At 62.8% G+C, this 21,555-nt stretch carries 17 protein-coding genes and 1 pseudogene; 7 read left to right on the forward strand and 11 right to left on the reverse strand.

Going from position 1 to position 21,555, the window contains the following annotated elements:
- Positions 1–54 precede the first annotated feature (54 nt).
- The 5 genes from X744_RS161595 to X744_RS161575 form a co-directional block, all read right to left on the reverse strand.
- Positions 55–885 carry a dipeptide ABC transporter ATP-binding protein gene (locus tag X744_RS161595; protein WP_023758199.1) on the reverse strand — a complete coding sequence of 277 codons (831 nt, stop codon included), beginning with the start codon at positions 883–885 and terminating at the stop codon, positions 55–57.
- Positions 882–1,739, reverse strand: coding sequence for an ABC transporter ATP-binding protein (locus X744_RS161590; RefSeq protein ID WP_023758200.1), 858 nt, complete (start codon positions 1,737–1,739; stop codon positions 882–884). The genes X744_RS161595 and X744_RS161590 overlap by 4 nt, the downstream gene beginning before the upstream one ends.
- A gap of 2 nt (positions 1,740–1,741) precedes the next feature.
- A complete protein-coding gene (locus X744_RS161585; RefSeq protein WP_198032195.1) occupies positions 1,742–2,596 on the reverse strand; it encodes an ABC transporter permease subunit in 855 nt (284 codons plus the stop codon).
- A 70-nt stretch (positions 2,597–2,666) separates the two neighbouring features.
- The gene (locus X744_RS161580; protein WP_023758202.1) at positions 2,667–3,674 is read right to left on the reverse strand and encodes an ABC transporter permease subunit; all 1,008 of its coding nucleotides are present in this window, start codon (positions 3,672–3,674) and stop codon (positions 2,667–2,669) included.
- Between the two features lie 51 nt (positions 3,675–3,725).
- Entirely contained in the window at positions 3,726–5,318 is a 1,593-nt protein-coding gene (locus tag X744_RS161575) for an ABC transporter substrate-binding protein (RefSeq protein ID WP_023758203.1), read from the reverse strand.
- A 446-nt stretch (positions 5,319–5,764) separates the two neighbouring features.
- Here X744_RS161575 and X744_RS161570 point away from each other — a divergent pair, with 446 nt between their 5' ends.
- Positions 5,765–7,777 carry a long-chain fatty acid--CoA ligase gene (locus tag X744_RS161570; protein ID WP_023758204.1) on the forward strand — a complete coding sequence of 671 codons (2,013 nt, stop codon included), beginning with the start codon at positions 5,765–5,767 and terminating at the stop codon, positions 7,775–7,777.
- Positions 7,778–7,862: 85 nt separating this feature from the next.
- Complete coding sequence (locus X744_RS161565) at positions 7,863–8,531, forward strand: 50S ribosomal protein L11 methyltransferase (RefSeq protein WP_084025251.1); 669 nt, start codon at positions 7,863–7,865, stop codon at positions 8,529–8,531.
- A 382-nt stretch (positions 8,532–8,913) separates the two neighbouring features.
- Here X744_RS161565 and X744_RS161560 read toward each other — a convergent pair whose 3' ends face one another.
- The gene (locus X744_RS161560; RefSeq protein WP_023758206.1) at positions 8,914–9,807 is read right to left on the reverse strand and encodes an NAD(P)/FAD-dependent oxidoreductase; all 894 of its coding nucleotides are present in this window, start codon (positions 9,805–9,807) and stop codon (positions 8,914–8,916) included.
- Here X744_RS161560 and X744_RS22335 point away from each other — a divergent pair.
- A complete protein-coding gene (locus X744_RS22335) occupies positions 9,806–9,991 on the forward strand; it encodes a hypothetical protein (RefSeq protein ID WP_032907120.1) in 186 nt (61 codons plus the stop codon). The two genes, X744_RS161560 and X744_RS22335, sit on opposite strands and share 2 nt — an antisense overlap.
- A gap of 101 nt (positions 9,992–10,092) precedes the next feature.
- Complete coding sequence (locus X744_RS161555) at positions 10,093–10,740, forward strand: TetR/AcrR family transcriptional regulator (protein ID WP_023758208.1); 648 nt, start codon at positions 10,093–10,095, stop codon at positions 10,738–10,740.
- Between the two features lie 140 nt (positions 10,741–10,880).
- Here the strand turns inward: X744_RS161555 and X744_RS161550 are convergent, their stop codons facing one another.
- Both X744_RS161550 and pgi read right to left on the reverse strand, forming a co-directional pair.
- Positions 10,881–11,603, reverse strand: coding sequence for an HAD family hydrolase (locus X744_RS161550; RefSeq protein WP_023758209.1), 723 nt, complete (start codon positions 11,601–11,603; stop codon positions 10,881–10,883).
- A gap of 5 nt (positions 11,604–11,608) precedes the next feature.
- Positions 11,609–13,252, reverse strand: a complete 1,644-nt coding sequence (gene pgi / locus X744_RS161545; protein WP_023758210.1) for a glucose-6-phosphate isomerase — start codon at positions 13,250–13,252, stop codon at positions 11,609–11,611.
- 301 nt (positions 13,253–13,553) lie between these two features.
- On the opposite strand from pgi, the gene X744_RS161540 reads away from it, so the two are divergent.
- Together X744_RS161540 and X744_RS01000000169380 are read left to right on the forward strand one after the other, a co-directional pair.
- On the forward strand, positions 13,554–15,047 hold the full coding sequence (locus tag X744_RS161540) for a PLP-dependent aminotransferase family protein (protein WP_023758211.1): 1,494 nt from the start codon (positions 13,554–13,556) through the stop codon (positions 15,045–15,047).
- Positions 15,048–15,241: 194 nt separating this feature from the next.
- A pseudogene (locus tag X744_RS01000000169380) lies at positions 15,242–16,835 on the forward strand (trimethylamine methyltransferase family protein).
- An 18-nt stretch (positions 16,836–16,853) separates the two neighbouring features.
- On the opposite strand, the gene X744_RS161535 reads toward X744_RS01000000169380, so the two are convergent.
- Both X744_RS161535 and X744_RS161530 read right to left on the reverse strand, forming a co-directional pair.
- The gene (locus X744_RS161535; RefSeq protein WP_023758212.1) at positions 16,854–17,252 is read right to left on the reverse strand and encodes a hypothetical protein; all 399 of its coding nucleotides are present in this window, start codon (positions 17,250–17,252) and stop codon (positions 16,854–16,856) included.
- Between the two features lie 425 nt (positions 17,253–17,677).
- Entirely contained in the window at positions 17,678–19,483 is a 1,806-nt protein-coding gene (locus tag X744_RS161530; RefSeq protein ID WP_023758213.1) for an IlvD/Edd family dehydratase, read from the reverse strand.
- Between the two features lie 147 nt (positions 19,484–19,630).
- Between X744_RS161530 and X744_RS161525 the strand changes: the two genes are divergently transcribed.
- Positions 19,631–20,080, forward strand: a complete 450-nt coding sequence (locus tag X744_RS161525; protein ID WP_023758214.1) for a carbon monoxide dehydrogenase subunit G — start codon at positions 19,631–19,633, stop codon at positions 20,078–20,080.
- 166 nt (positions 20,081–20,246) lie between these two features.
- Here X744_RS161525 and X744_RS161520 read toward each other — a convergent pair whose 3' ends face one another.
- Positions 20,247–21,431 carry an Mrp/NBP35 family ATP-binding protein gene (locus X744_RS161520; protein WP_023758215.1) on the reverse strand — a complete coding sequence of 395 codons (1,185 nt, stop codon included), beginning with the start codon at positions 21,429–21,431 and terminating at the stop codon, positions 20,247–20,249.
- Positions 21,432–21,555: the final 124 nt, after the last annotated feature.

A 21,555-nucleotide genomic window follows, 5' to 3' on the forward strand; every position in this document is an offset into this window, starting at 1 on the left:
CTGGGCGAAGCAAGGAGCGAGGTGTCCCGCAGACCTTAGCATGACGAAGAGGCGCTAAGCCGCCTTCTTCTTCGCCAGCCTTGCCTTGATCGAGGCGACGTCGGCGCGCGGGGTCGCGGCGAACAGGGTCCTGGTGTAGCTGTGCTTGGGGTCGGAAAAGACCTCGTCGCGCGAGCCGTATTCGACGGCTTCGCCGAAATACATCACCATCACGTCGTCGGCGATGTAACGCACGACGGACAAATCATGGCTGATGAAGACATAGGTCAGTTGGAACTCGTCCTGCAGGTCGGCGAGCAGGTTCAGCACCTGTGCCTGCACCGACAGATCGAGCGCCGAGACCGGCTCGTCCAGCACCAGCAGGCTTGGGTTCAGCATCAGCGCGCGGGCAATGGCGATGCGCTGGCGCTGGCCGCCCGAGAACATGTGCGGATAGCGGTTGTAGTGCTCGTGACCGAGGCCGACCTTCTTCAGCATCTTCATCGCCAGGTCGCGACGCTCGGCCGCCGGCTTGTCGGTGTTGATCAGCAGCGGCTCGCCCAGCACGTCGCCGATCTTCTGTCGCGGATTGAGCGATCCGTAGGGATTCTGGAAAACGATCTGCACCTTGCGGCGCATGTCCTTTGACAGGCCATGTTTGGCGATATCGACCTTATTGCCGTCGATGAACAGCTCGCCCGCTGTCGCCGGATCGATCAGCGTGATGATGCGGGCTAGTGTTGACTTGCCGCAGCCGCTTTCGCCGACGATGGCCAGCGTCTTGCCCTTGTCCACCGTGAAGGAGACGCCCTTGACGGCATGCACGGTGCGCGGTCCGGTGAACAGGCCGCCGCCGATGTGATAGTCGCGGACGATGTTCTTGCCTTCGAGAACGGTCGTGCTCATAACGCGGCTCCCGCAGCCGAAGGCGCCGGCTCGAACATCATGTCGGACACGGTCGGCAGCCGGTCGCCGACAGCGTTCTCCGGCAAGGCCGACAGCAGGGCCCGCGTATAATTGCTCTTCGGCGACTCGAACAGCGAAAGCACGTCGGCCTCTTCCATTTTGCGGCCCTTGTACTGGACGATGACGCGGTCGGCGGTTTCGGCCACCACGCCCATATTGTGGGTGATCATGATCAGGCCCATGCCGTATTTGGCCTGCAGCGAGACCAGCAGATCGAGGATCTGTTTCTGGATGGTGACGTCGAGCGCCGTGGTTGGCTCATCGGCGATCAGCAGTTTCGGGTTGCAGGCGATGGCGATGGCGATCATGACGCGCTGGCACTGGCCGCCCGACATCTGGTGCGGGAACGAGCTCAGTCGCTCCTCCGGGTCGGCGATGCCGACCAGCTTCATCAGTTCGATGGCACGCGCCCGGCGCTGGGCGCGATCCATGCCCATGTGGAAGCGCAGCACCTCCTCGATCTGGAAGCCGACCGTGAAGCATGGGTTGAGGCTGGCGATCGGCTCCTGGAAGATCATCGAAATGTCCTTGCCGACGATCTTGCGGCGTTCGGACGGACTGAGCTCCAAAAGATCGACGCCGTCGAAGGCCATGCGGTCGGCCTTGACCGTTGCCGTGTTGGGCAACAGGCCCATTACCGCCAGCATCGCCACCGACTTGCCGGAGCCGGACTCACCGACGATCGCCAGCACTTCGCGCGGCTCGATCGCGAGATCGATGCCTTGCACGGCCATGAACGGTCCGGCCGCCGTGTCGAAGGAAACAGTAAGGTTCTTGATCTCGAGCAGAGACATGCTCAGGACCTCTTCAGCTTGGGGTCGAGCGCGTCGCGCAGGCCGTCGCCGATCAGGTTGATGGCGAAGACGGTGATCAGGATGGCGAGGCCCGGGAAAGTCACCACCCACCAGGCGCGCAGGATGAACTCGCGCGCCTCGGCCAGCATGGTGCCCCACTCAGGCGTCGGCGGCTGCGCGCCCATGCCAAGGAAGCCGAGGGCGGCGGCCTCGAGAATGGCGTTGGAGAAGGACAGCGTCGCCTGCACGATCAACGGCGCGATGCAGTTGGGCAGGATGGTGACCAGCATCAGCCTGAGATGGCTGGCGCCGGCGACCTTGGCCGAGATGACGTATTCGCGATTCTTCTCGGCCATCACGGCGGCGCGGGTCAGCCGGGCGAAATGCGGCTGAAGCACAAAGGCGATGGCGATCATGGCGTTGACAAGGCCAGGCCCGAGCACCGCAACCAGCACCAGGGCCAAGAGCAGCGACGGGAAGGCCAGGATGATATCCATGATGCGCATGATCAGCGTGTCTACCCAGCCGCGGCAGTAGCCGGCGAGCAGGCCGAGGATAACGCCCGAGATCAGCGCTGACGTGACGACGACGAAGCCAATGGCGAGCGAAAAGCGCGAGCCGTAGATCAGCCGCGACAGCATATCGCGGCCGACGGCGTCGGTGCCGAGCAGGAACTGCGCGTTACCGCCCTCCTGCCAGGCCGGCGGCGTCAGGAAGAAGTCGCGGAACTGGTCGTCGGGCGAATGCGGCGCCAGCAGCGGCGCGAAGATGGCGATCAGGATCAGCAGCGCAAAGACGAAGAGCCCGATCACCGCGCCCTTGTTGACGGAGAAGTAGTGCCAGAACTCGCCGAGCATCTGCAGCCTGGCGTCTTGCGGCTTGACGACGGTCACGGCTTCAATGGTGGCTGGGCCTTCGTTGCTCATGTCAGTTGGCCCGGATACGTGGGTTGATGACGGCGTAGAGCACGTCGACGATGAGGTTCACCGACATGACGATCAGCGCGATCAAGAGCAAGCCGCCCTGTACGGTGAAATAGTCCCGCTTGGAAATAGCGTCGATCATCCATTTGCCAATGCCGGGCCAAGAGAAGATGCTCTCGGTCAGGATGGCGCCGGTCAAAAGCGTTCCGACCTGCAGGCCGATGGTGGTGACGACCGGGATCAGCGCGTTGCGAAAGGCATGCAAACCGATGACGCGGCGCGGCGCCAGGCCCTTGGCACGCGCGGTGCGCACATAGTCCTCGCCGAGCACTTCAAGCATCGCCGATCGCGTCTGCCTAGCGATGACCGCCAACGGGATGGTGCCGAGCACGACGGTTGGAAGGATGAGGTGCGACAGCGCCGAGCGGAAGGCGCCCTTCTGCCCCGAGATCAGGGAATCGATGGTCATGAAGCCGGTCACCGGCTTGAAGAAATAGAGAAGGTCGATGCGGCCGGAAACCGGCGTCCAGTGCAGCGTGCCGGAAAACACGATGATCAGCAGCAGACCCCACCAGAAGATCGGCATGGAATAGCCTGCCAGCGCCGTGCCCATGGTCAGCTGATCGAACCAAGAGCCGCGGCGGATCGCGGCGAAGATGCCGGCGGCGACGCCCAGGATAACGGCAAAGATCATGGCGAAGATGGCGAGCTCGACCGTTGCCGGGAAGCGCATCAGGAAATCCCTCAGCACCGGCGTCTTGGTCGAAAACGAGGTGCCGAAATCGCCGCTCAGGATGTTGGTCAAATAGGTCAGGTACTGTTGCCATATCGGCAGATCGAAGCCGAACTGGTGCATCAGCGCCGCGTGGCGTTCGGGCGACAGGCCGCGTTCGCCCGCAAGCACCAGCACCGGATCACCGGGCAGGATGCGCACGAAGCCAAAGGCGAGGATGGTTATCCCGATGAAGGTCGGGATGATGAGGGCGAGCTTGCCGAGGATATAACGCAGCATGGCGGGCGAGTGGGGGCGCCACCATGCGGTGACGCCCCCGTTTCGCGAACCTTATTCGGCGATATCGACGCCGTCGAAGCGATGGATGCCGAGCGGATCCATCGCAAAGCCGGTGACGGTCTTCTGCATCGGCATGAACACCTTGGAGTGAGCGAGCGTCGCCCAGGGTGCCTGTTCCTTGAAGATGACCTGCGCCTTCTCGTAGAGCTTGGTGCGCTCGGCCTGATCCGAAACGGTCTTGGCCTTGTTGATGAGCGCATCGAAGTCCTTGTTGCACCATTCCGCGCGGTTGTTCGAACCGACGGAAGCGCAGCTCAGGAGCACGCCGAGGAAGTTGTCCGGATCACCATTGTCGCCGGTCCAGCCGACGATGACGGCGCCGTCGTGATCGACAGCCGAAGCGCGCTTGAGGTATTCACCCCAATCGTAGCTGACGATGTTGACGGTGACGCCGACCTTGGCGAAGTCCGACTGGATCAGTTCAGCGGTGCGGCGCGCGTTCGGCATATAAGGGCGCGACACCGGCATGGCCCAGACGTTCATCTTGAGGTCCTTGACGCCGGCCTTTTTAAGCAGCTTCTTGGACGCTTCCGGATCGTACGGATCGTCCTTCACTTGCTTGTTGTACGACCACATGGTCGGCGGGATCGGATTGATCGCCACCTGGCCGGCACCCTGGAAGACGGCGTCGATGATGGCCTTCTTGTTGATAGCCATGTTGAGCGCCTTGCGGACGCGCACGTCGTCGAACGGCTTCTGCTGGGTGTTGTACATCAGCGCGCCGACATTGAGGCCTTCCTGCTCGTCGACCTTCAGGCTTGGTTCAGCCTGCAGGCCGGCGATGTCGGCCGGTGCCGGGTATGACATGATGTTGCATTCGCCGGCCTTGAGCTTCTGCGCGCGCACCGCCGGATCGGTGGTGATGGCGAAGACCAGATCGTCGATCTTCTGCTTGCCGCCCCAATAGTCCGGGTTGGCCTTGTAGCGGATGGCCGCGTCGGTCTGGTAGTCGACGAAGATGAACGGGCCGGTGCCGATCGGCTTCTGGTTGAACAGTTCCGGCGTCTTGTCGGCCTGCAGCTTGTCGGCATATTCCTTGGAGACGACCGAGGCGAAGTCCATGCCCAGCGTCGGAATGAAGGTGATTGCCGGCTCCTTGAGGGTGAACTTTACCGTCAAGTCGTCAACCTTCTCGACCTTGGTGATGTTGTCGCCGAACTGGTCATTGTAATACTGGTAGGCAATGCCCGGGATGTACTGGAACCACGGGCCGTTCTTGTCGACCTGACGTTGGAAGGAGAACACCACGTCGTCGGCGTTGAAGTCGCGCGTCGGAGTGAAATAGTCGGTGGCGGCAAACTTGACGCCCTTGCGCAGCTTGAAGACGTATTCCTTGCCATCGTCGGAGATCGTCCAGCTTTCAGCCAGGCCCGGCGAGATCGTCGTCTTGCCGTGATCGAATTCGACAAGGCGGTTGAAGACGGTGCGCGAGGATGCGTCGAAGGTTTGGCCGGCGGTATACGGCGCCGGGTCGAAACCCTCCGGTGAAGCTTCCGCGCAATAGACCAGAGTTTTCGCGTTGGCCACGCCGCCCAGGACGCTTGCAGCCAGCAACGCGGCTGCAAAAGTCAGTTTCTTCTTCATTGAGCACTCCCTGATGTTCTTCCAAGCCCCTCTATCAGGCTCGCGAAGCGCGCATATAAGCACCGTTTTTCCGGCTTTGGAACACCCCGTTTGCTTACCCCGCGGGAAGCAGGAAAAAAATCCGCGATTTCGCTTAAACGCAGAAAAAATTAGCAGTTTTTTCCAATCACGAGATTGTTAACGACCGCATTTTTTTATTGATTGCCGATCTGACGATATTGATGCCGCGCGCACTTCCGAGCCGCCGGGTGTGCGGCAGGACAACGGTCGCGGCAGGAAGTATTTCTCGACGGCAAATCTTTCGCCGCCTTGCCGCAGGGGCAAGACTTGCACGGTCGTCAATGGAGGCAATACATAGGTGGTATAGCGGCGGCAGCGGAGGACGTCTCTGTCAATTCAGGGGCGAGCGCGGCGCGATCGAACAAGAATTGTCGAGGGAGGAACGGGTGGCAAAAGCATCGAGGAAGACGGCGCCGGCGAAGACGGAAGCCAAGGCGGCTCCAAAAGCAGCCGGCGGCATGTCCACGCCGAAAGTGCCCGCTGCCAAAGCCGCCGCGCCCAAGCCGAAGGCGCCCGTGCCGGCGAAGGCAAGCCCAAAGCCGGCAACCAAAGCCCCGATCAAGAAAGCCTCGACAAAGACTGTTGTCGGAAAGACGGTGCCCGCGGCAAAGTCGGCAGCTGCCAAGCCGGTGGCGAAGGCTGCGGCGGCCAAGGCCTCGCCGGCAGCGAAGCCTGCCGAGACTGCCGCCAGGCGATTGCCGAATGCACTGACGGCGCTGGCCGCCGGACTGCCGGAAAAGCCGTGGCTTAAGAGCTATCCGAAAAACGTGGCGGCCGAAATCGGCCCTCTGCCCTATAGTTCGATCGGCGATTTCCTGGTTGCCGCCTGCAAGCAATTTTCCGCGCAGCCCGCCTTCACCTGCATGGACAAGTCCATCAGCTACGCCGATGTCGAGCGGCTGTCGGCGGCCTTCGGCGCCTATCTACAATCGAAGGGTCTTCAGAAAGGCGCGCGCGTCGCGCTGATGATGCCGAACGTGCTGCAATATCCGGTGGCGATGATGGCCGTCTTGCGCGCCGGTTATGTCGTGGTGAACATCAACCCGCTCTACACGCCGCGCGAGCTCGAACATCAACTCAAGGACTCCGGTGCGCAAGCCATCGTCATCCTCGAGAACTTCGCCAACACCTTGCAGGCGGTGATCGCCAGGACGGCGGTCAAGCATGTCGTGGTTGCCGCGATGGGCGACATGCTCGGGGGACTGAAGGGTAGCATCGTCAATTTCGTCGTGCGCCGGGTGAAGAAGATGGTGCCGGCCTGGTCATTGCCCGGTCACGTCAAGTTCAATGTGGCCTTGAAGGCCGGCGCCGGCGCGACCTTCAAGCCGGCCAAGGTGACGGCCAATGATGTTGCCTTCCTGCAATATACGGGGGGCACCACGGGTGTCTCGAAGGGAGCCACGCTGCTGCACAGCAACGTGCTCGCCAACGTCGCGCAGAACGCGCAATGGATGGAGGACGCCTATACGATCAAGCCGAAACCGGCGCATCCCAACTTCATCTGCGCGCTGCCGCTCTATCATATCTTCGCGCTGACGGTTAACGCGCTGATGGGCATGCAGCAAGGCGCCCGCAATGTGCTCATTCCCAACCCGCGCGACATTCCCGGCTTCGTCAAGGAGCTCCAGAAATACCCGGTGCACATCTTTCCGGGCCTCAACACGCTGTTCAACGCACTGCTCAACAATGAGGATTTCCGCAAGCTCGACTTCAGGCCGCTGATCCTGACGCTGGGCGGCGGCATGGCGGTGCAGAAGGGCGTCGCCGAACGCTGGAAGGCGCTGACCGGTTGTTCGGTCACCGAAGGCTACGGCCTCTCGGAAACCTCGCCGGTGGCCACGGCCAACAAGTTCACCGCCGGCGACTTCACCGGCACGATCGGCCTGCCGCTGCCTTCTACCGAGATCGCCGTCCGCGACGACGACGGCAACAACCTGCCGCTCGGCGAGGTCGGTGAAATCTGCATCCGGGGACCGCAGGTGATGGCGGGCTACTGGAACCGGCCCGATGAGACCGCCAAGGTGATGACCAAGGACGGCTACTTCAAATCCGGCGACATGGGCTTCATGGACGAGCGCGGCTACACCAAGATCGTCGACCGCAAGAAGGACATGATCCTGGTCTCGGGCTTCAACGTCTATCCGAACGAGCTCGAGGAAGTCGTGGCGATGCATCCGGGAGTGCTCGAAGTGGCGGCGATCGGCGTGCCGGACGAGCATTCGGGCGAGGTGCCGAAACTGTTCGTGGTCAAGAAAGATCCGGCGCTGACCGCAGAGACGCTCACCGCGTATTGCCGCGAGAACCTGACCGGCTACAAACGGCCCAGATACATCGAGTTCAGGACCGAACTGCCGAAGACACCGGTCGGCAAGATCCTGCGCCGAGCGCTGCGGGAATAAACGCGATTTGAAGGATGGCCCTGGCAATCGAGGGTTCGCGGACGATGGCCGACGTCCCGACGCGGCTACGTTCATCAAGGCGAATATGCGCCTTGTGCCTGTTCCGGCACTTCCCCAAATCCTGCTCTACACGGCCCATCCTGCAAGCGGTCTCAGGCGGCTGATCGAGTGGTGTGACCATGGCGTCGAGCCGGAAGACAGCATCGAGGCCGACGAGAACGGGACCGAAGCGCAGCCGCCCTACTGGGCCTATGCCTGGGCCGGCGGCGCGGTGCTTGCCCGCTTCATATTCGAGCGACCGCAGACGGTAATCGGGCGGCGTGTGCTCGACCTCGGCGCCGGTTCAGGCCTCGTCGGTATCGCCGCCGCCAAGGCTGGCGCCCGCGCGGTGCTTGCGGCCGAGATAGACCGTAACGGCGTTGCAGCGATCGGCCTCAATGCCGCCGCCAACGGCGTCACGATCACCGTTGTCGACAAGGATATCACCACTGGCCCGCCACCGGCCGTCGACCTTGTGCTCGCAGGCGATGTTTTTTACGGCCATGAGGTTGCCTTACGCGTTACCCCATTCCTCGACCGCTGCCTGGCCGCCGGCATCGAGGTTCTGGTCGGCGATCCCCGTCGCACCGATCTGCCGCTGTCACGGCTGCGATTGCTCGCCGAGTACCGGGTGCCGGATTTCGGCGACGCGAAGGGTGTCGCGACGAAACCGAGCGGTGTGTTTTCCTTTGAAGCGGATGACCGCTGTCGCTGAACCCAGTCACTCGGAATGTACCGAGTTCGACCGCCAACGCAGATGATCATCCAATCAAAGGCACGTTCAGATAGCAGTCGTGACGGCCGCTAACATCTAAGCTCAGCGTCCCCTAATTCGCCAATGTACTTTTCGCCATACAGATGTATCCGCTCAAGTCGCTCGAAGCAGCTCTCCGCGAATAGAGCGCCCCGTCGCTAACGTCGCCTACGTCACGGTCGTCCTCACGCGCCATGCCAAGTCTAACAGATGCGGTTGCGCCGACGATCTTCTTGCCACGGGCCTCTATCGCACCACCGCTGATCTGCTGGCGTAGGCGCTCTCCCCCAAAAGGAGGTTTTCCGCGACGGCCCGCGGCAACCGGAGAAGGGAACCTGTGCTCTCAAACCAGCATCGACTGCTGGGAGAAGATGCCCGCCATCGCGCCGTGCGATGATGCCGTGGTGACCGAGGCCATGAGGGGGTTGGCGAGGTCGCCGGCGGCGTAGATGCCGGGCATGCTGGTTTCGCGGCGCTCGTCGACCTTGAGGGCAATGCCGAGGGGCGAATCGACCGTGGCGAGGCCCAGTGATTCATGCAGGCTTGCGGACGGCTTGTTGCGCGGATGCGCGAACAGGATGTCGACTGCGACATTGGGGCCGGTATCGAGCTCGACGGTGGCGTGATGGCCCCCGTGATGGGCGATTCCGGTGATCCGGCCATCGACGACAGGTATATTGCGGTGCCCCAGATCGGCCCGAATATCGGGCGGAATGTCGTGACCATCGGCGAAGAGCGTCAACGTGTCGGTCCAGTCGTGGTACAGCCTGACATAATTGTGCGACTGCCGGCCGGACCAGACGAGGCCCCAATGCTGGCCGGCGACTTCAAAGCCGTCGCAATAGGGACAGGGCACGATGGACGTGCCCCAGCCTTCGGCAAAGCCCGGAACATCAGGCATCTGGTCGACGACGCCATAGCTCAGGATCAGCCGGCGCGCCGCAAGGCTTTCGCCGTCGCCAGTGAGGACGGAGAAATCGTCGATGGCGCCAGAGATGCTGTCGGCCCGGGCATTGACCAGCCTGATCGTGGGATAGCGCGCCAGTTGCTGCCGCGCCTCGGCCAGGATGTCCAGCGGTGGCTTGTGGTCGTGGCCGAGCAGGCCATGCGAGTGGCCGGCAAAGCGGTTGCGCGGCAGGCCGGTATCGAGAACGGTGACCTTGCGGCGGGCACGGCCGAGCTGCAGGGCGCCGGCGAGACCGGCAAAGCTGCCGCCGATGATGATGACGTCATCCATGATGGGCTCCGTGTTGTGGATGGAGGGGGTTGGGCTGGGCCGGGCGCGAAATATCGTCCACCGATACGCGCTCGAGACGGTCAGCGAGCAGGGCTTCGGCATCGACGAGAATGTCGCCCATCACTGTGTTGACCGGCCGGACAATGCCGCATTCGATATCGCCGGGCGGCCCGGGGAAACTTGATTTGGAGGACAAGTTGAAACCGACCCGTTGGCTTGCACATTTCAGATACTACGTGGTATCGTAATGCACGAATTAGGATACTGTCAAGGACTGGAATTGTCGTGACCGTAAACAGCCAGGGCCGGCGCGGCCGGCCGGCCAACGAGGCGCTTGGCCAAACGATAGTCGACGCCGCGTGCGAACTCTTTGAGGAACTGGGTTTTCATGCGACGACATTGGACAAGGTCGCCCAGCGAGCGAAGATATCCAAGCTCAGCATCTATCGGCACTTCGAGAACAAGGAGGCGCTGTTCAGCGCGGCCATCGCGGCCCGCTGCCGTCAGTTTGCACCACAGGCCCTTGTTGAAGGCGTCGACGGTTCGGCCGAAGATCAGCTCATGGCGGTGGGATCATCGCTGCTTCGCACGCTGTTGAGCCCGGACGTCCGCAGTGTCGAAGCCATGATCATGGCCGACAAGACGAATCAAAATTCGTTAAGCAAGGTCCATTACGAAGCCGGCCCCGCCCATGTCATCGCCCAAATCGAGGCCCTGTTGCGCCGGTTGCACGCGAAGGCGGTTCTGAACGTGCCCGATCCTCTCCGGTCCGCCCGCTTGTTTGCCGCGCTTTTCAAAGGATCCGATCTCCTGATTATCGCACGCTTCGATCAGGCGAGAGCAGAGGACGACAACGAAATCGAATCCTATTGCCGGTCGGCCGTCGCCATGTTCATCGCCGCGCACGGCGGCAAAGGCCACGCAGGATACTAATCCCGCACATCTTATGTCGCGGGGTGAAGTGAAGAACGGCAGCTAACCGTCGGTTTCGACTACCTGCAGACGTTCGGCTCACCACCCCATCTCAGCCGTTGGCGGGAAAGTCCCAAGTCGATTTGCCAAGCCTAGCCCGGTCAGATCGTCTCCTTGACCCGTGCCGAGAGGAAGTCGGGCAGATCGGCAACCGAATCAAGAACAATGTCGGCAATCCCGGCCAGCGATTCGCGGGTGCCGGTGCCGGAGAGCACGCCGACCGCCAGTCCGCAGCCGCCGGCCCGCGCCATTTCGAGATCGTGGCGGTTGTCGCCGACCATGGCGATTTCCGTGGGCTTCAGCCCGGTGAGATCGCTGAAGGCCAGGATGGTGTCGGGCGCCGGCTTCGGATTGGCCACCGCGTCGTAGCCGTAAGCCGCGTCGAACAGCTGGGCGACGCCGAGCGTGACAAGCGTCTTTTCCGCACCGCTGGTCGAATCGTTGGTGGCGACGCCGAGCCGGTAGGACTTCCTGTGCAAGGCCGTCAGCGTGTCGACGATGCCCGGCAGCGCCACAGCCATCGCCGAGCCCTGCACCGAGGTGATCTCGTTGAAGCGGGCAACCGCAAGCATCTGGTCCTCGTTGGACAGCCGCGGGAACCACAATTCGACGACGTCGAGATTGGTGCCGGATGCAAAGATGGAGTCAGGCTTGAAGCGCTTGCTGGTGAAATCGAAGCCGGCGGCCGCCAGCAGCCTGTCGGCTTTCCAGCGATCACCCTCGGACGCATCCATGGCCATGAAGTCGGCAACTCCAAGCCAGGTCGCGTTGAAGTCGACAAGCGTTCCATCCTTGTCGAACAATATACCCTTGATGTCTGCCAAGCTTTTCACTCCGATCCACGCAAATGGTGGATGAATCCCACGAGACCAGCGGTCGATGCATCCCGCTTGGCGGCACTTTCCTTGCCCTCCACGACAGGCAGAAGGCCGGTGGCGAGTTCCTTGCCGAGTTCGACGCCCCACTGGTCGAAGGAGTTGATGTTGAACAGCGTTCCCTCGACGAAGACGCGGTGCTCGTAGAGCGCGATCAGCCGGCCGAAGGTGCGCGGATCGAGTTTGCGGTAGAGGATGGTCACGGAGGGCCGGTTTCCGGAGAAGACGCGGTGCGGGGCAATTTTGTCGACCTCGGCCGGCTTCATGCCCTTGGCCAGCATCTGGGCACGGGCCTCGTCCAGCGTGCGGCCCTTCATCAGCGCTTCCGACTGCGCCAGGCAGTTGGCGAGCAGCAAATCGTGCTGATGCTTTAGATCGGGCTCGTGGCCGACGGCCGCGGCAAGGAACTCGACCGGGATGAAATCGGTGCCCTGGTGCAGCAGTTGGAAGAAGGCATGCTGGCCGTTGGTGCCAGGCTCGCCCCAGACCAGTGGTCCGGTTTGCGTCGTTACGTCGGTGCCTTCGAGGGTGACGCTCTTGCCGTTGGATTCCATATCGAGCTGCTGCAGATAGGCCGGCAGCCTGGACAGGCGCTGGTCATAGGGGATGACGGCGCGCGCCGGATACCCGCAGATCACGCGATGCCACCAGCCGACCAGTCCCAGCAACGCCGGCAGGTTCTCCAGCACGGGCGCGGTGCGGAAATGCTCGTCCATCTCGTGCGCGCCATCGAGGAACGCGCGGAAATTCCGCGGGCCTACAGCGATCATCACCGGCAGGCCGATCGCACCCCAGAGCGAATAGCGGCCACCGACCCAGTCCCAGAAGCCGAAGACGCGATCCGGCGCGATGCCGAACTTGGCCACAAGGTCGAGCGCGGTCGAGACGGCGGCGAAATGCTTGCCCACCGCTTCCTTGCAGAGCGCTTCCTGCACCCATTTGCGCGCCGTCTGCGCATTCGTCATCGTCTCGACGGTGGTGAAGGTCTTGGAGGCGATAATGAACAACGTGGTTTCGGCCGACAGGCCCTTCAGCGTGTCGTGGATATGGGCGCCGTCGATGTTGGAGACGTAATGCGCGCGCGGCCCGTCATGATAGGGCGCCAGTGCCAGCGTTGCCATGGCCGGACCGAGATCGGAACCACCGATGCCGATGTTGACGATGTCGGTGATCTTCTTGCCCGTAGCGCCGGCCGCCTTGCCCGACCGCACGGCGTCGGCAAAGGCGCCCATCGCGTCGAGCACGGCTATGACGTCCGCCTTGACGTCCTGGCCATCGACGGTGACGCCCTTGCCGGTCAGGTTGCGCAACGCCGTATGCAGCACGGCGCGATCCTCAGTGAGGTTGATCTTCTTGCCGGCGAACATGGCGGCGCGACGACCTTCGAGATTGGCCGCCTTGGCGAGCCGTTCCAGCAAGTCCATGGTGAGCCCGTCGACGGCGCATTTCGACCAGTCGAGCAGAAGGTCGCCGTCGGTGGCGGAGAATGTCTCGAAACGCTTGGGATCAGCGGCGAAGGCCTGGCGCATGCTGGCGGGCGCCGCCGCGCGATGATCGCGCAAGGCAGCGAGCTGTTTTTGGAAGGACGATTGATCCACTGCCGAACTCCGAAACCTCGAGCCATCATTACGAACCGGATGTTTCCGGCGCGTGTCGTCGCGACAATCTATCGAACCTAATTCGAGCCATTTCAATGCGCAGCGATGACGCACGCAGTCATCGCCGGGACGAGGCGCCGCGTCACCCCGCGATGCCGCAGCGCAGCATCAAAATGGCGTGAAGGATCACTGGCATAAATCCCAACGATCAGAAAAATTGATTGGCGCAACCCCTTGTGCCACGGTTACGTTCGGCTGGTCCAGCCAAGCGAAAAAGACTGGCCATCGAGGAACACCTCCCATGCCACAGCGTAACGACACGGCCATATGGTCCGGCCTGTTCCGGATTTCGGCGGAATCGGGCCAGACCCTGCAGGCGCAGATCCGCCAAGCCATCGTGGCCGCCATTCTCGACCGCCAGATTGCCGCTTCGATGCCGCTTCCTTCGTGCCGGATCCTGGCTGAAAAGCTCGGCGTTGCGCGCGGAACCGTCGTGCTGGCGTTCCAGCAGCTCGTCGACCAGGGCTTCCTGGTGGCACGCGAGCGGCGTGGCCATTTCGTCAATCCCGATGTGCTGGCAACGCCTGCCAAGCCGCACCAGAAGGCGCCCGACCAGGCCAACGAAATTGACTGGAAGGCACGCCGCAAGATCGCCGCCAGCGACATGCCGCCGCCGGCCAAGCACGAGAACTGGATCAAGTCGTCCTACCCCTTCGTCTACGGCCAGTTCGACCCGGCGCTGTTCCCGACCGCCGAGTGGCGCGAGTGCAACCGCATGGCGCTTGCCGTGCTCGAAATCCGCAACTGGGCGTCCGACATGGTCGACCGCGACGATCCGCTGCTGATCGAGCAGATCCAGGCGCGGCTGTTGCCGCGACGCGGCATCTTCGCCAATCCCGACGAGATCATCGTCACGCTGGGCGCCCAGAACGCGCTTTACATGCTGGCGACGCTGCTGATGTCCAAGGGCTCCAAGGTGGCGATGGAGGATCCCGGCTACCCCGATGCACGCTCGATCTTCCGCCTTGCAGGCGCCGACATACAGCCGGTGCCGGTCGACCAGTCCGGCATCGTAACCGCTTCTATTCCCAACGATTCCGGGTTCGTCTTCGTCACGCCCAGCCACCATTGCCCGACGATGGTGCCGCTTTCGGCGGAACGGCGGCAGGATCTTCTGGCGCGAGCCAACCGCTACAACCAGATCATCATCGAGGACGGCTATGACAGCCAGCTTCTCGACGAAGCACCGCAGCAGGCGCTGAAAAGCCTCGATCGTTCCGGCCGTGTCGTCTATGTCGGCTCGATGTCGAAGACGCTGGCTCCCGGCCTGCGGCTTGGCTACATCGTGGCGTCTGCCGGACTGATCTCCGAGCTCAGGGCACTGCGCCGCTTCATGCTGCGTCATCCGCCGGCCAACAATCAGCGCGCCGTAGCACTCTTCCTGTCGCTCGGCCATCATGAGGCGCTGGTACGACGGCTGTCGTCGGCCTTCGACGAGCGGCGCAAGCGGCTGGTCCATGCGATTTCCGCCTTCCTGCCGGAGTGGCGCTCGACTGATTCGGCCGGCGGCACGTCGCTGTGGCTCGAGGGACCGCGCGGCACCGATTCACGCGGGCTGGCCGAGGCAGCAGCCTCGCGCAGCGTCATCATCGAGCCGGGCGACCGTTTCTTCGATCGGACCGAGAAGCCTTCGCGTTTCATGCGGCTGGGCATCTCGTCAATCGCGCTGCAGCACATCGAGCCAGGCATCCGTGAACTCGCCACCGCCGCCGGACGCAGGCCGGCGGCCGCCTGATCCATCGCCCACCCCTTTGGACCGCAGCCGTGCAGGCGTGGCTCCGGTCCTTTAGTGTTCTGGCATATGCGACCGGACCCTCTGGCTCATAGTCTGGGCCAATGCCGGCGGCATAGTCGGAGCACAAAGGGGAAGAAGCAGCCGATGGTGGACCAACCGCCGCGCCCTGCTTCTCGGAAAGGTGGAGTGTCTCCATGTCAGTTCTTGAAAAGCAGGAAGCGGCGGCGGACCAGCGTTCGCGTCGCTCCGGCGGGCGCGAAGCGCGCCGCGCCATGCGGGCAGCACCCTTGGCCGACGACATCAAGCCGGTGCGCGCCGGCCTCGAAGGCGGCAGCTACGGACCGCTGACACAGAACGACCAGGAACGCATCCACGAAGCGGTGTTGACGCTCCTGGAGACGGTTGGCTTTGCCAATGCCATCCCCTCTTGCATCGAAGCCTTGACAGAGGCCGGCGGCACCTATGGCGACGATGGGCGCATCCGCTTTCCACGAGCGCTCGTGCTCGACACGATCAAAAAAGCGGCACGGCATTTCACGCTACACGGCCAGGACCCCAAGCACGACATGCTGATCAAGGGTAAGCGCGTGCATTACGGCACGGCCGGAGCTGCCGTGCATCTGGTCGACGTCGAGAAGCGCGAATATCGCGAGTCGCTGCTGCAGGACATCTATGACGCCGCCCGCCTCGTCGAAGGGCTCGACAATATCCACTTCTTCCAGCGGCCGATGGTGCCGCGCGATATTCCCGATCCGCTCGAAATGGATTTCAACACGCTCTATGCCTGCGTGATGGGTACGTCCAAGCATGTCGGCACCTCGTTTACGGTGCGCGAGAATGTGCAGCCGGCGCTCGAAATGCTCTATGCCATTGCCGGAGGCGAGGAGAACTTCCGCGCCCGGCCGTTCGTGTCGAACTCGAACTGCTTCGTGGTGCCGCCGATGAAGTTCGCCGAGGACGCCTGCGGCGTGCTCGAGGCTTGCGTCGAGGGCGGCATCCCGATTCTCCTGCTGTCGGCCGGGCAGGCCGGCGCCACGGCACCGGCGGCGATTGCCGGTGCGGTGGTGCAAGCGGTGGCCGAAGTGCTGGCCGGTCTGGTCTATGTCAACGCCATCAAGCCGGGCCACCCGGCGATCTTCGGTACCTGGCCGTTCGTTTCGGATCTGCGCACCGGCGCAATGTCCGGCGGTTCGGCCGAGCAGGCAGTCCTGACTGCAGCGTGCGCACAAATGGCGCAATACTACGACTTGCCTGGCGGTTCAGCCGCCGGCATGACGGATTCGAAACTGCCCGATATCCAGTCCGGCTACGAAAAGGGCATCACCGACGTGATGGCCGGTCTCGCCGGGCTCAATCTCGTCTATGAATCGGCCGGCATGCATGCCTCCCTGCTCGGCTTTTGCCTGGAAAGCCTGATCATCGACAACGACATGCTCGGCCACTGCCTGCGCTGCGTGCGTGGCATCGAGGTGACTGACGAAGCGCTGTCGATCGATACCATTGCCGATGTCTGCCTGAAGGGTCCGGGCCACTATCTCGGCAATGAGCAGACGCTGCGGCTGATGCAGACGGAGTATTTTTACCCCGCCGTCGGCGACCGCTTTTCTCCCAAGGAATGGAACGAGAAGGGCCGGCCCGACATCTTGCAGCGGGCGATCATCGAGAAGAAGCGGGTGCTTGCCGAGCGCTTTCNGCTTTCCGCGCCATGTGCCGAAGCCGATCGACGACCGGCTGCGCGCCCGCTTTGGCGAAATGATCAAACTGCCTCGCGGCAGGATGGGCGGGTAAACAACGCTCCCGGAACAGCTATTCGGTGCCCAGCCCATAGCGCTCGACGACCTCGGCGCTGATCAGCTTGGCGTGCAGGGTCATCAATACGATTTGCGCATCGAAACTGTCGCCGGCCTGCACCGCGGCCTCGACCCGGCGCTCGACGTCCTGCCGTTGCGGCAGGCCATGGGAGCTTTCGAAGGTTTCTGGGCCGGCAACGCAATAGCTGAACAATTGCGCCACTTCCGCATAGGCCTTGGTGGGCGGCTCGTCGGACCAGTGATCCTTCATCAGATTGACGATGGTGAGTTTTACGCCCTCCGGCACAAGGGCTGGGTGAAGGTCGGCGGCCCGCAACGCGACGTCGAGCTGTCTCAAATCGCTTGAGCGGCCGAACATTCCGAGGAAGCCGAGAGAAGAGCGCCGTCCCGCCATGAGTTCCAATCCGTTTCAACGCAATTAGGAGGTTCGCAAGCGGAATACAAAGGCCGTGGCTTTGGATCATTCCTGATGCGTGTCGTCTCCCCTGCCGGGGGCGCCCGGCAAACCGATGAGCCGGGACAATCGCGGTATGGTGATAGCGGTTGTTGACGGCATGGCGTCCACCTCCTGGAAGAGAAGCTTGGACGCGAACGTTGGGCTGACGCCTCACGGGGTCGTTGCGATGCACCCTTTGTCATGCTGGTGGAATTGTTGCGTGGCTTGTCAAGGATGGTTCTCGACCCTCGACCGGGACACGCTGAACGGAGCCCGAGAGGCAGCCTGATTGTTCAGGCCGCCTGTCAACGATCCAGCATCAGCAATCGTCGTCTGGAATAATCAGCGATTATCCGAGGATTATCAGCGATTATCCTGGAATATCAGTGATTGTCCCTGGGAACACCGCTGGTATGCGCGACATCCTGGTATTTCACCGCTGGCTCCAGCACCATTCCCTCCGAGAACTGCGCCACCATGCCACGCTGGATCTCCTGCCAGGGCGTCTGGTGCTTGGGATAGTGATAGCCGCCATTGTTCTGCAGTTCGGCGCGGCGGCGGGTGATCTCGTCATCGGTGACGAGGATATCGGCCGTGCCCTTGCGCAGGTCGATGCGGACACGGTCGCCCGTCTTCAACAGCGCCAGCCCGCCGCCGATCGCCGCTTCCGGCGAGGCGTTGAGGATCGACGGCGAACCTGACGTGCCCGACTGGCGACCGTCACCAATGCAGGCGAGCGCGTGGATGCCCTTCTTGATGAGGTAGGCTGGCGGCTGCATGTTGACGACCTCGGCACCGCCGGGATAGCCGACCGGGCCAGCGCCGCGCATGAACAGGATGGTGTGTTCGTCGATGCCTTGCGCCGGATCGTCGATGCGGGCGTGGTAGTCTTCCGGCCCGTCGAAAACCATGGCGTTGCCTTCGAAAGCCTCGGGGTCCCTGGGGTTGGACAAATAGCGTTCGCGGAACTCCGGCGAGATGCCGCTGGTCTTCATGATCGCCGAATCGAACAGATTGCCCCGCAGGTTGATGAAGCCGGCATTGGCTTTCAACGGCTCGGCCACGGTGCGGATGACCTCGATGTTCTCGTTGACGACCCCCTTGCAGTTGTCGCCGATCGATTTGCCGTTGACGGTGATGGCTTCGGGGAAAGGCAGCAATCCGCCCTTCATCAATTCGGCCACGACGGCGGGCACGCCGCCCGCGTGGTGATAATCCTCGCCGAGATATTCGCCGGTCGGCTGCAGATTGACGATGAGCGGGATCTTGAGCCCGACCTTCTGCCAGTCGTCATTATCGAGCGGCACGCCGAGATGGCGAGCGATGGCGTTGAGATGGATCGGTGCATTGGTCGAGCCGCCAATGGCCGAGTTGACGACGATGGCGTTCTCAAAGGCTTGGCGCGTCATGATATCCGACGGCTTCAAATCCTCGTGCACCATCTCGACAATGCGCTTTCCCGTCTCATAGGAAATCTGGCCGCGCTCGCGGTACGGCGCGGGAATGGCGGCCGAGCCAGGCAACTGCATGCCAAGCGCCTCGGCCAGCGAGTTCATCGTCGTGGCGGTGCCCATGGTGTTGCAATAGCCGGTGGACGGCGCCGAGGAAGCGACGATATCCATGAACTCGTCATAGCCGATCTCGCCGGCCGATAGCCGCTGGCGCGATTCCCAAACGATGGTGCCGGAGCCGGTGCGCTTGCCCTTGTGCCAGCCGTTCAGCATCGGGCCGACCGACAGCGCAATCGCCGGGATGTTGACGGTGGCCGCCGCCATCAGCAGGGCCGGCGTCGTCTTGTCGCAACCAATGGTGAGCACGACGCCATCGAGCGGATAGCCGTAAAGCACTTCGACTAGGCCAAGATAGGCAAGGTTGCGGTCAAGAGCGGCGGTCGGGCGCTTGCCGGTCTCCTGGATCGGGTGGCAGGGAAATTCGAAAGGGATGCCGCCCATCGAGACGATGCCTTCGCGCACGCGCTTGGCGAGTTCGATATGGTGCCGGTTGCAGGGCGAAAGATCGGAGCCGGTCTGCGCGATGCCGATCAGTGGCTTGCCGGACATCAGTTCGGCGCGCGTCAGGCCGTAATTCAGGTAGCGCTCGAGATAGAGCGCCGTCATGCCCGGGTTGTCGGGATTGTCGAACCACTCCTGCGAGCGAAATTTTTTCTTGTGGGTGGGGGCGCCTGCCATTGGTGGTCTCCGTATTTGTAAGACAAATCGATATGGCAACGCGCGAGAGCAGGCAAGAGGGCGTGCGGTCGCAACCGGACTTTGGTGTGATAGACAGGCAGCCAGCCGTGCGTTAGGGCTTTATTCAGTCTTGTCCGGGAGGTTTTCATGGCTTTGGTGATCGAAGGCGAGGAGCGCATTGCCGCTTCCCTGCAAAAAGTGTGGGAAGCGCTGAACGATCCCGAGGTCCTGAAGGCGACCATTCCCGGCTGCCAGAGCCTGGAGATGAGATCGACGACCGAAATGGCGGCGACCGTGGTGGTGAAGATCGGACCGATCAAGGCGACGTTCAACGGCGAAGTGACGTTGAAGAACTTGAAGCCGCCGCACTCCTACACCATCCAGGGTGAAGGCAGGGGTGGCATTGCCGGTTTCGCCAAGGGCGGTGCGGACGTGACGTTGGCATCAGATGGGCCCGATACAACGGTGTTGAAATACGCCGCCAAGGCCGATGTCGGCGGCAAGATCGCCCAGCTCGGCAGCCGGCTGATAGAATCGACCTCGAAGAAACTCGCCGGACAGTTTTTTTCGAGCTTCGGCGAAAAGGTCGGCGGCTAACCCTCTCCCTTGAGGGGAGGTCGCCTCGCAAAGCGAGGCGGGAGGGGTCGCCTCAGCTGCCTTAACTAACTGAACTGCCTCGACCTTCGACAAGTTGGAGCGCGTCACCGCGGACCCCACCCGGCCCTTCGGGCCACCCTCCCCTCAAGGGGGAGGGATATCCGTGCTACTCGAACACGATGCTCGGCACCGCCGCAGCAGCGGCACCACGCTCTTCGTTGACCCGGTCCCAAACCTTCGAAGCGATGTCGCGGTAGACTTTCGCCTCGGCGCCGTCGGGCTTCGAGACGACAACCGGCGCGCCGGCATCCGAGCTTTCGCGGATGCCCATCTCGAGCGGCACTTCGCCGAGGAAGGTGACGCCGAGACGCTCGGCCTCGCGACGGGCGCCGCCATGGCCGAAGATGTCGTAGCGTTTGCCGGTGTCCGGCGCGACGAAATAACTCATGTTTTCGACGATGCCGAGCAGCGGCACGTCGACCTTCTTGAACATGTTGAGGCCTTTTCGTGCGTCGATCAGGGCCAGATCCTGCGGCGTCGAGACGATGACGGCGCCGGCCAGCGGCACCTGCTGGGCCATGGTCAGCTGCGCGTCGCCGGTGCCGGGCGGCATGTCGACGACGAGCACGTCGAGCCGGCCCCATTCGACCTCGCGCAGCATCTGCGTCAGTGCCGACATCACCATCGGGCCGCGCCAGATCATCGGCGTTTCCTCATCGACGAGGAAGCCCATCGACATCACCTTCAGGCCGTAATTCTCCATCGGTTTCAAGATCTTGCCATCGACGGTCTGCGGCCGGCCATGAATATTGAGCAGCCGCGGCATGGATGGGCCGTAGATGTCGGCGTCGAGCACGCCGACGCGCAGGCCGTTGGCGGCGAGGCCGAGCGCGATGTTGACGGCGGTGGTCGACTTGCCGACGCCGCCCTTGCCGGAAGCAACGGCAATGATTGCCTCTATGCCGGGCACGCCGCGTTTGCCGGAGCTGTGCGAGGCCGGCGCGTGCGGGGTAGCACGCGGCGCAGCAGCGGGCGGAGCCGGCCTGGGTGCGGGGCGCGACGGGACCGGAGCCTCCATGCCGCCGCCCTTCTTTTCGGCCGTCAGGGCGACGACGGCGCCGGCGACACCGGGGATCGCCTTGACGACACGTTCGGCGGCGGCACGCAGCGGCTCCATCTCCTGGGCGCGGGCGGCGGGAACGGTAATCGAGAAGAAGACCTTCCCGTCGGCGATGAAAATCTCCGAAACCATGCCGAGGTCGACGATGTTGCCGGTGAAATCCGGCCCGTTGACCGTCTTCAGACGCTCGGTGACGATTTCCTTGGTGACGTTCTGCTGGACGGCGGACATGATATTTTTCCTTGGACGTTCAGGGCTTCAGATAATGCAGTTTCCGGACAGAACCAAGCCGTGGAGCAACAGCTGCCTCGGCGTGCCCGGAAAAACGACGAGGCCTGTCTGATCGCCTGATCGA

The organism is Mesorhizobium sp. LNHC252B00, from assembly GCF_000502955.1.
In the GTDB taxonomy this organism is placed as follows: Bacteria; Pseudomonadota; Alphaproteobacteria; order Rhizobiales; family Rhizobiaceae; genus Mesorhizobium.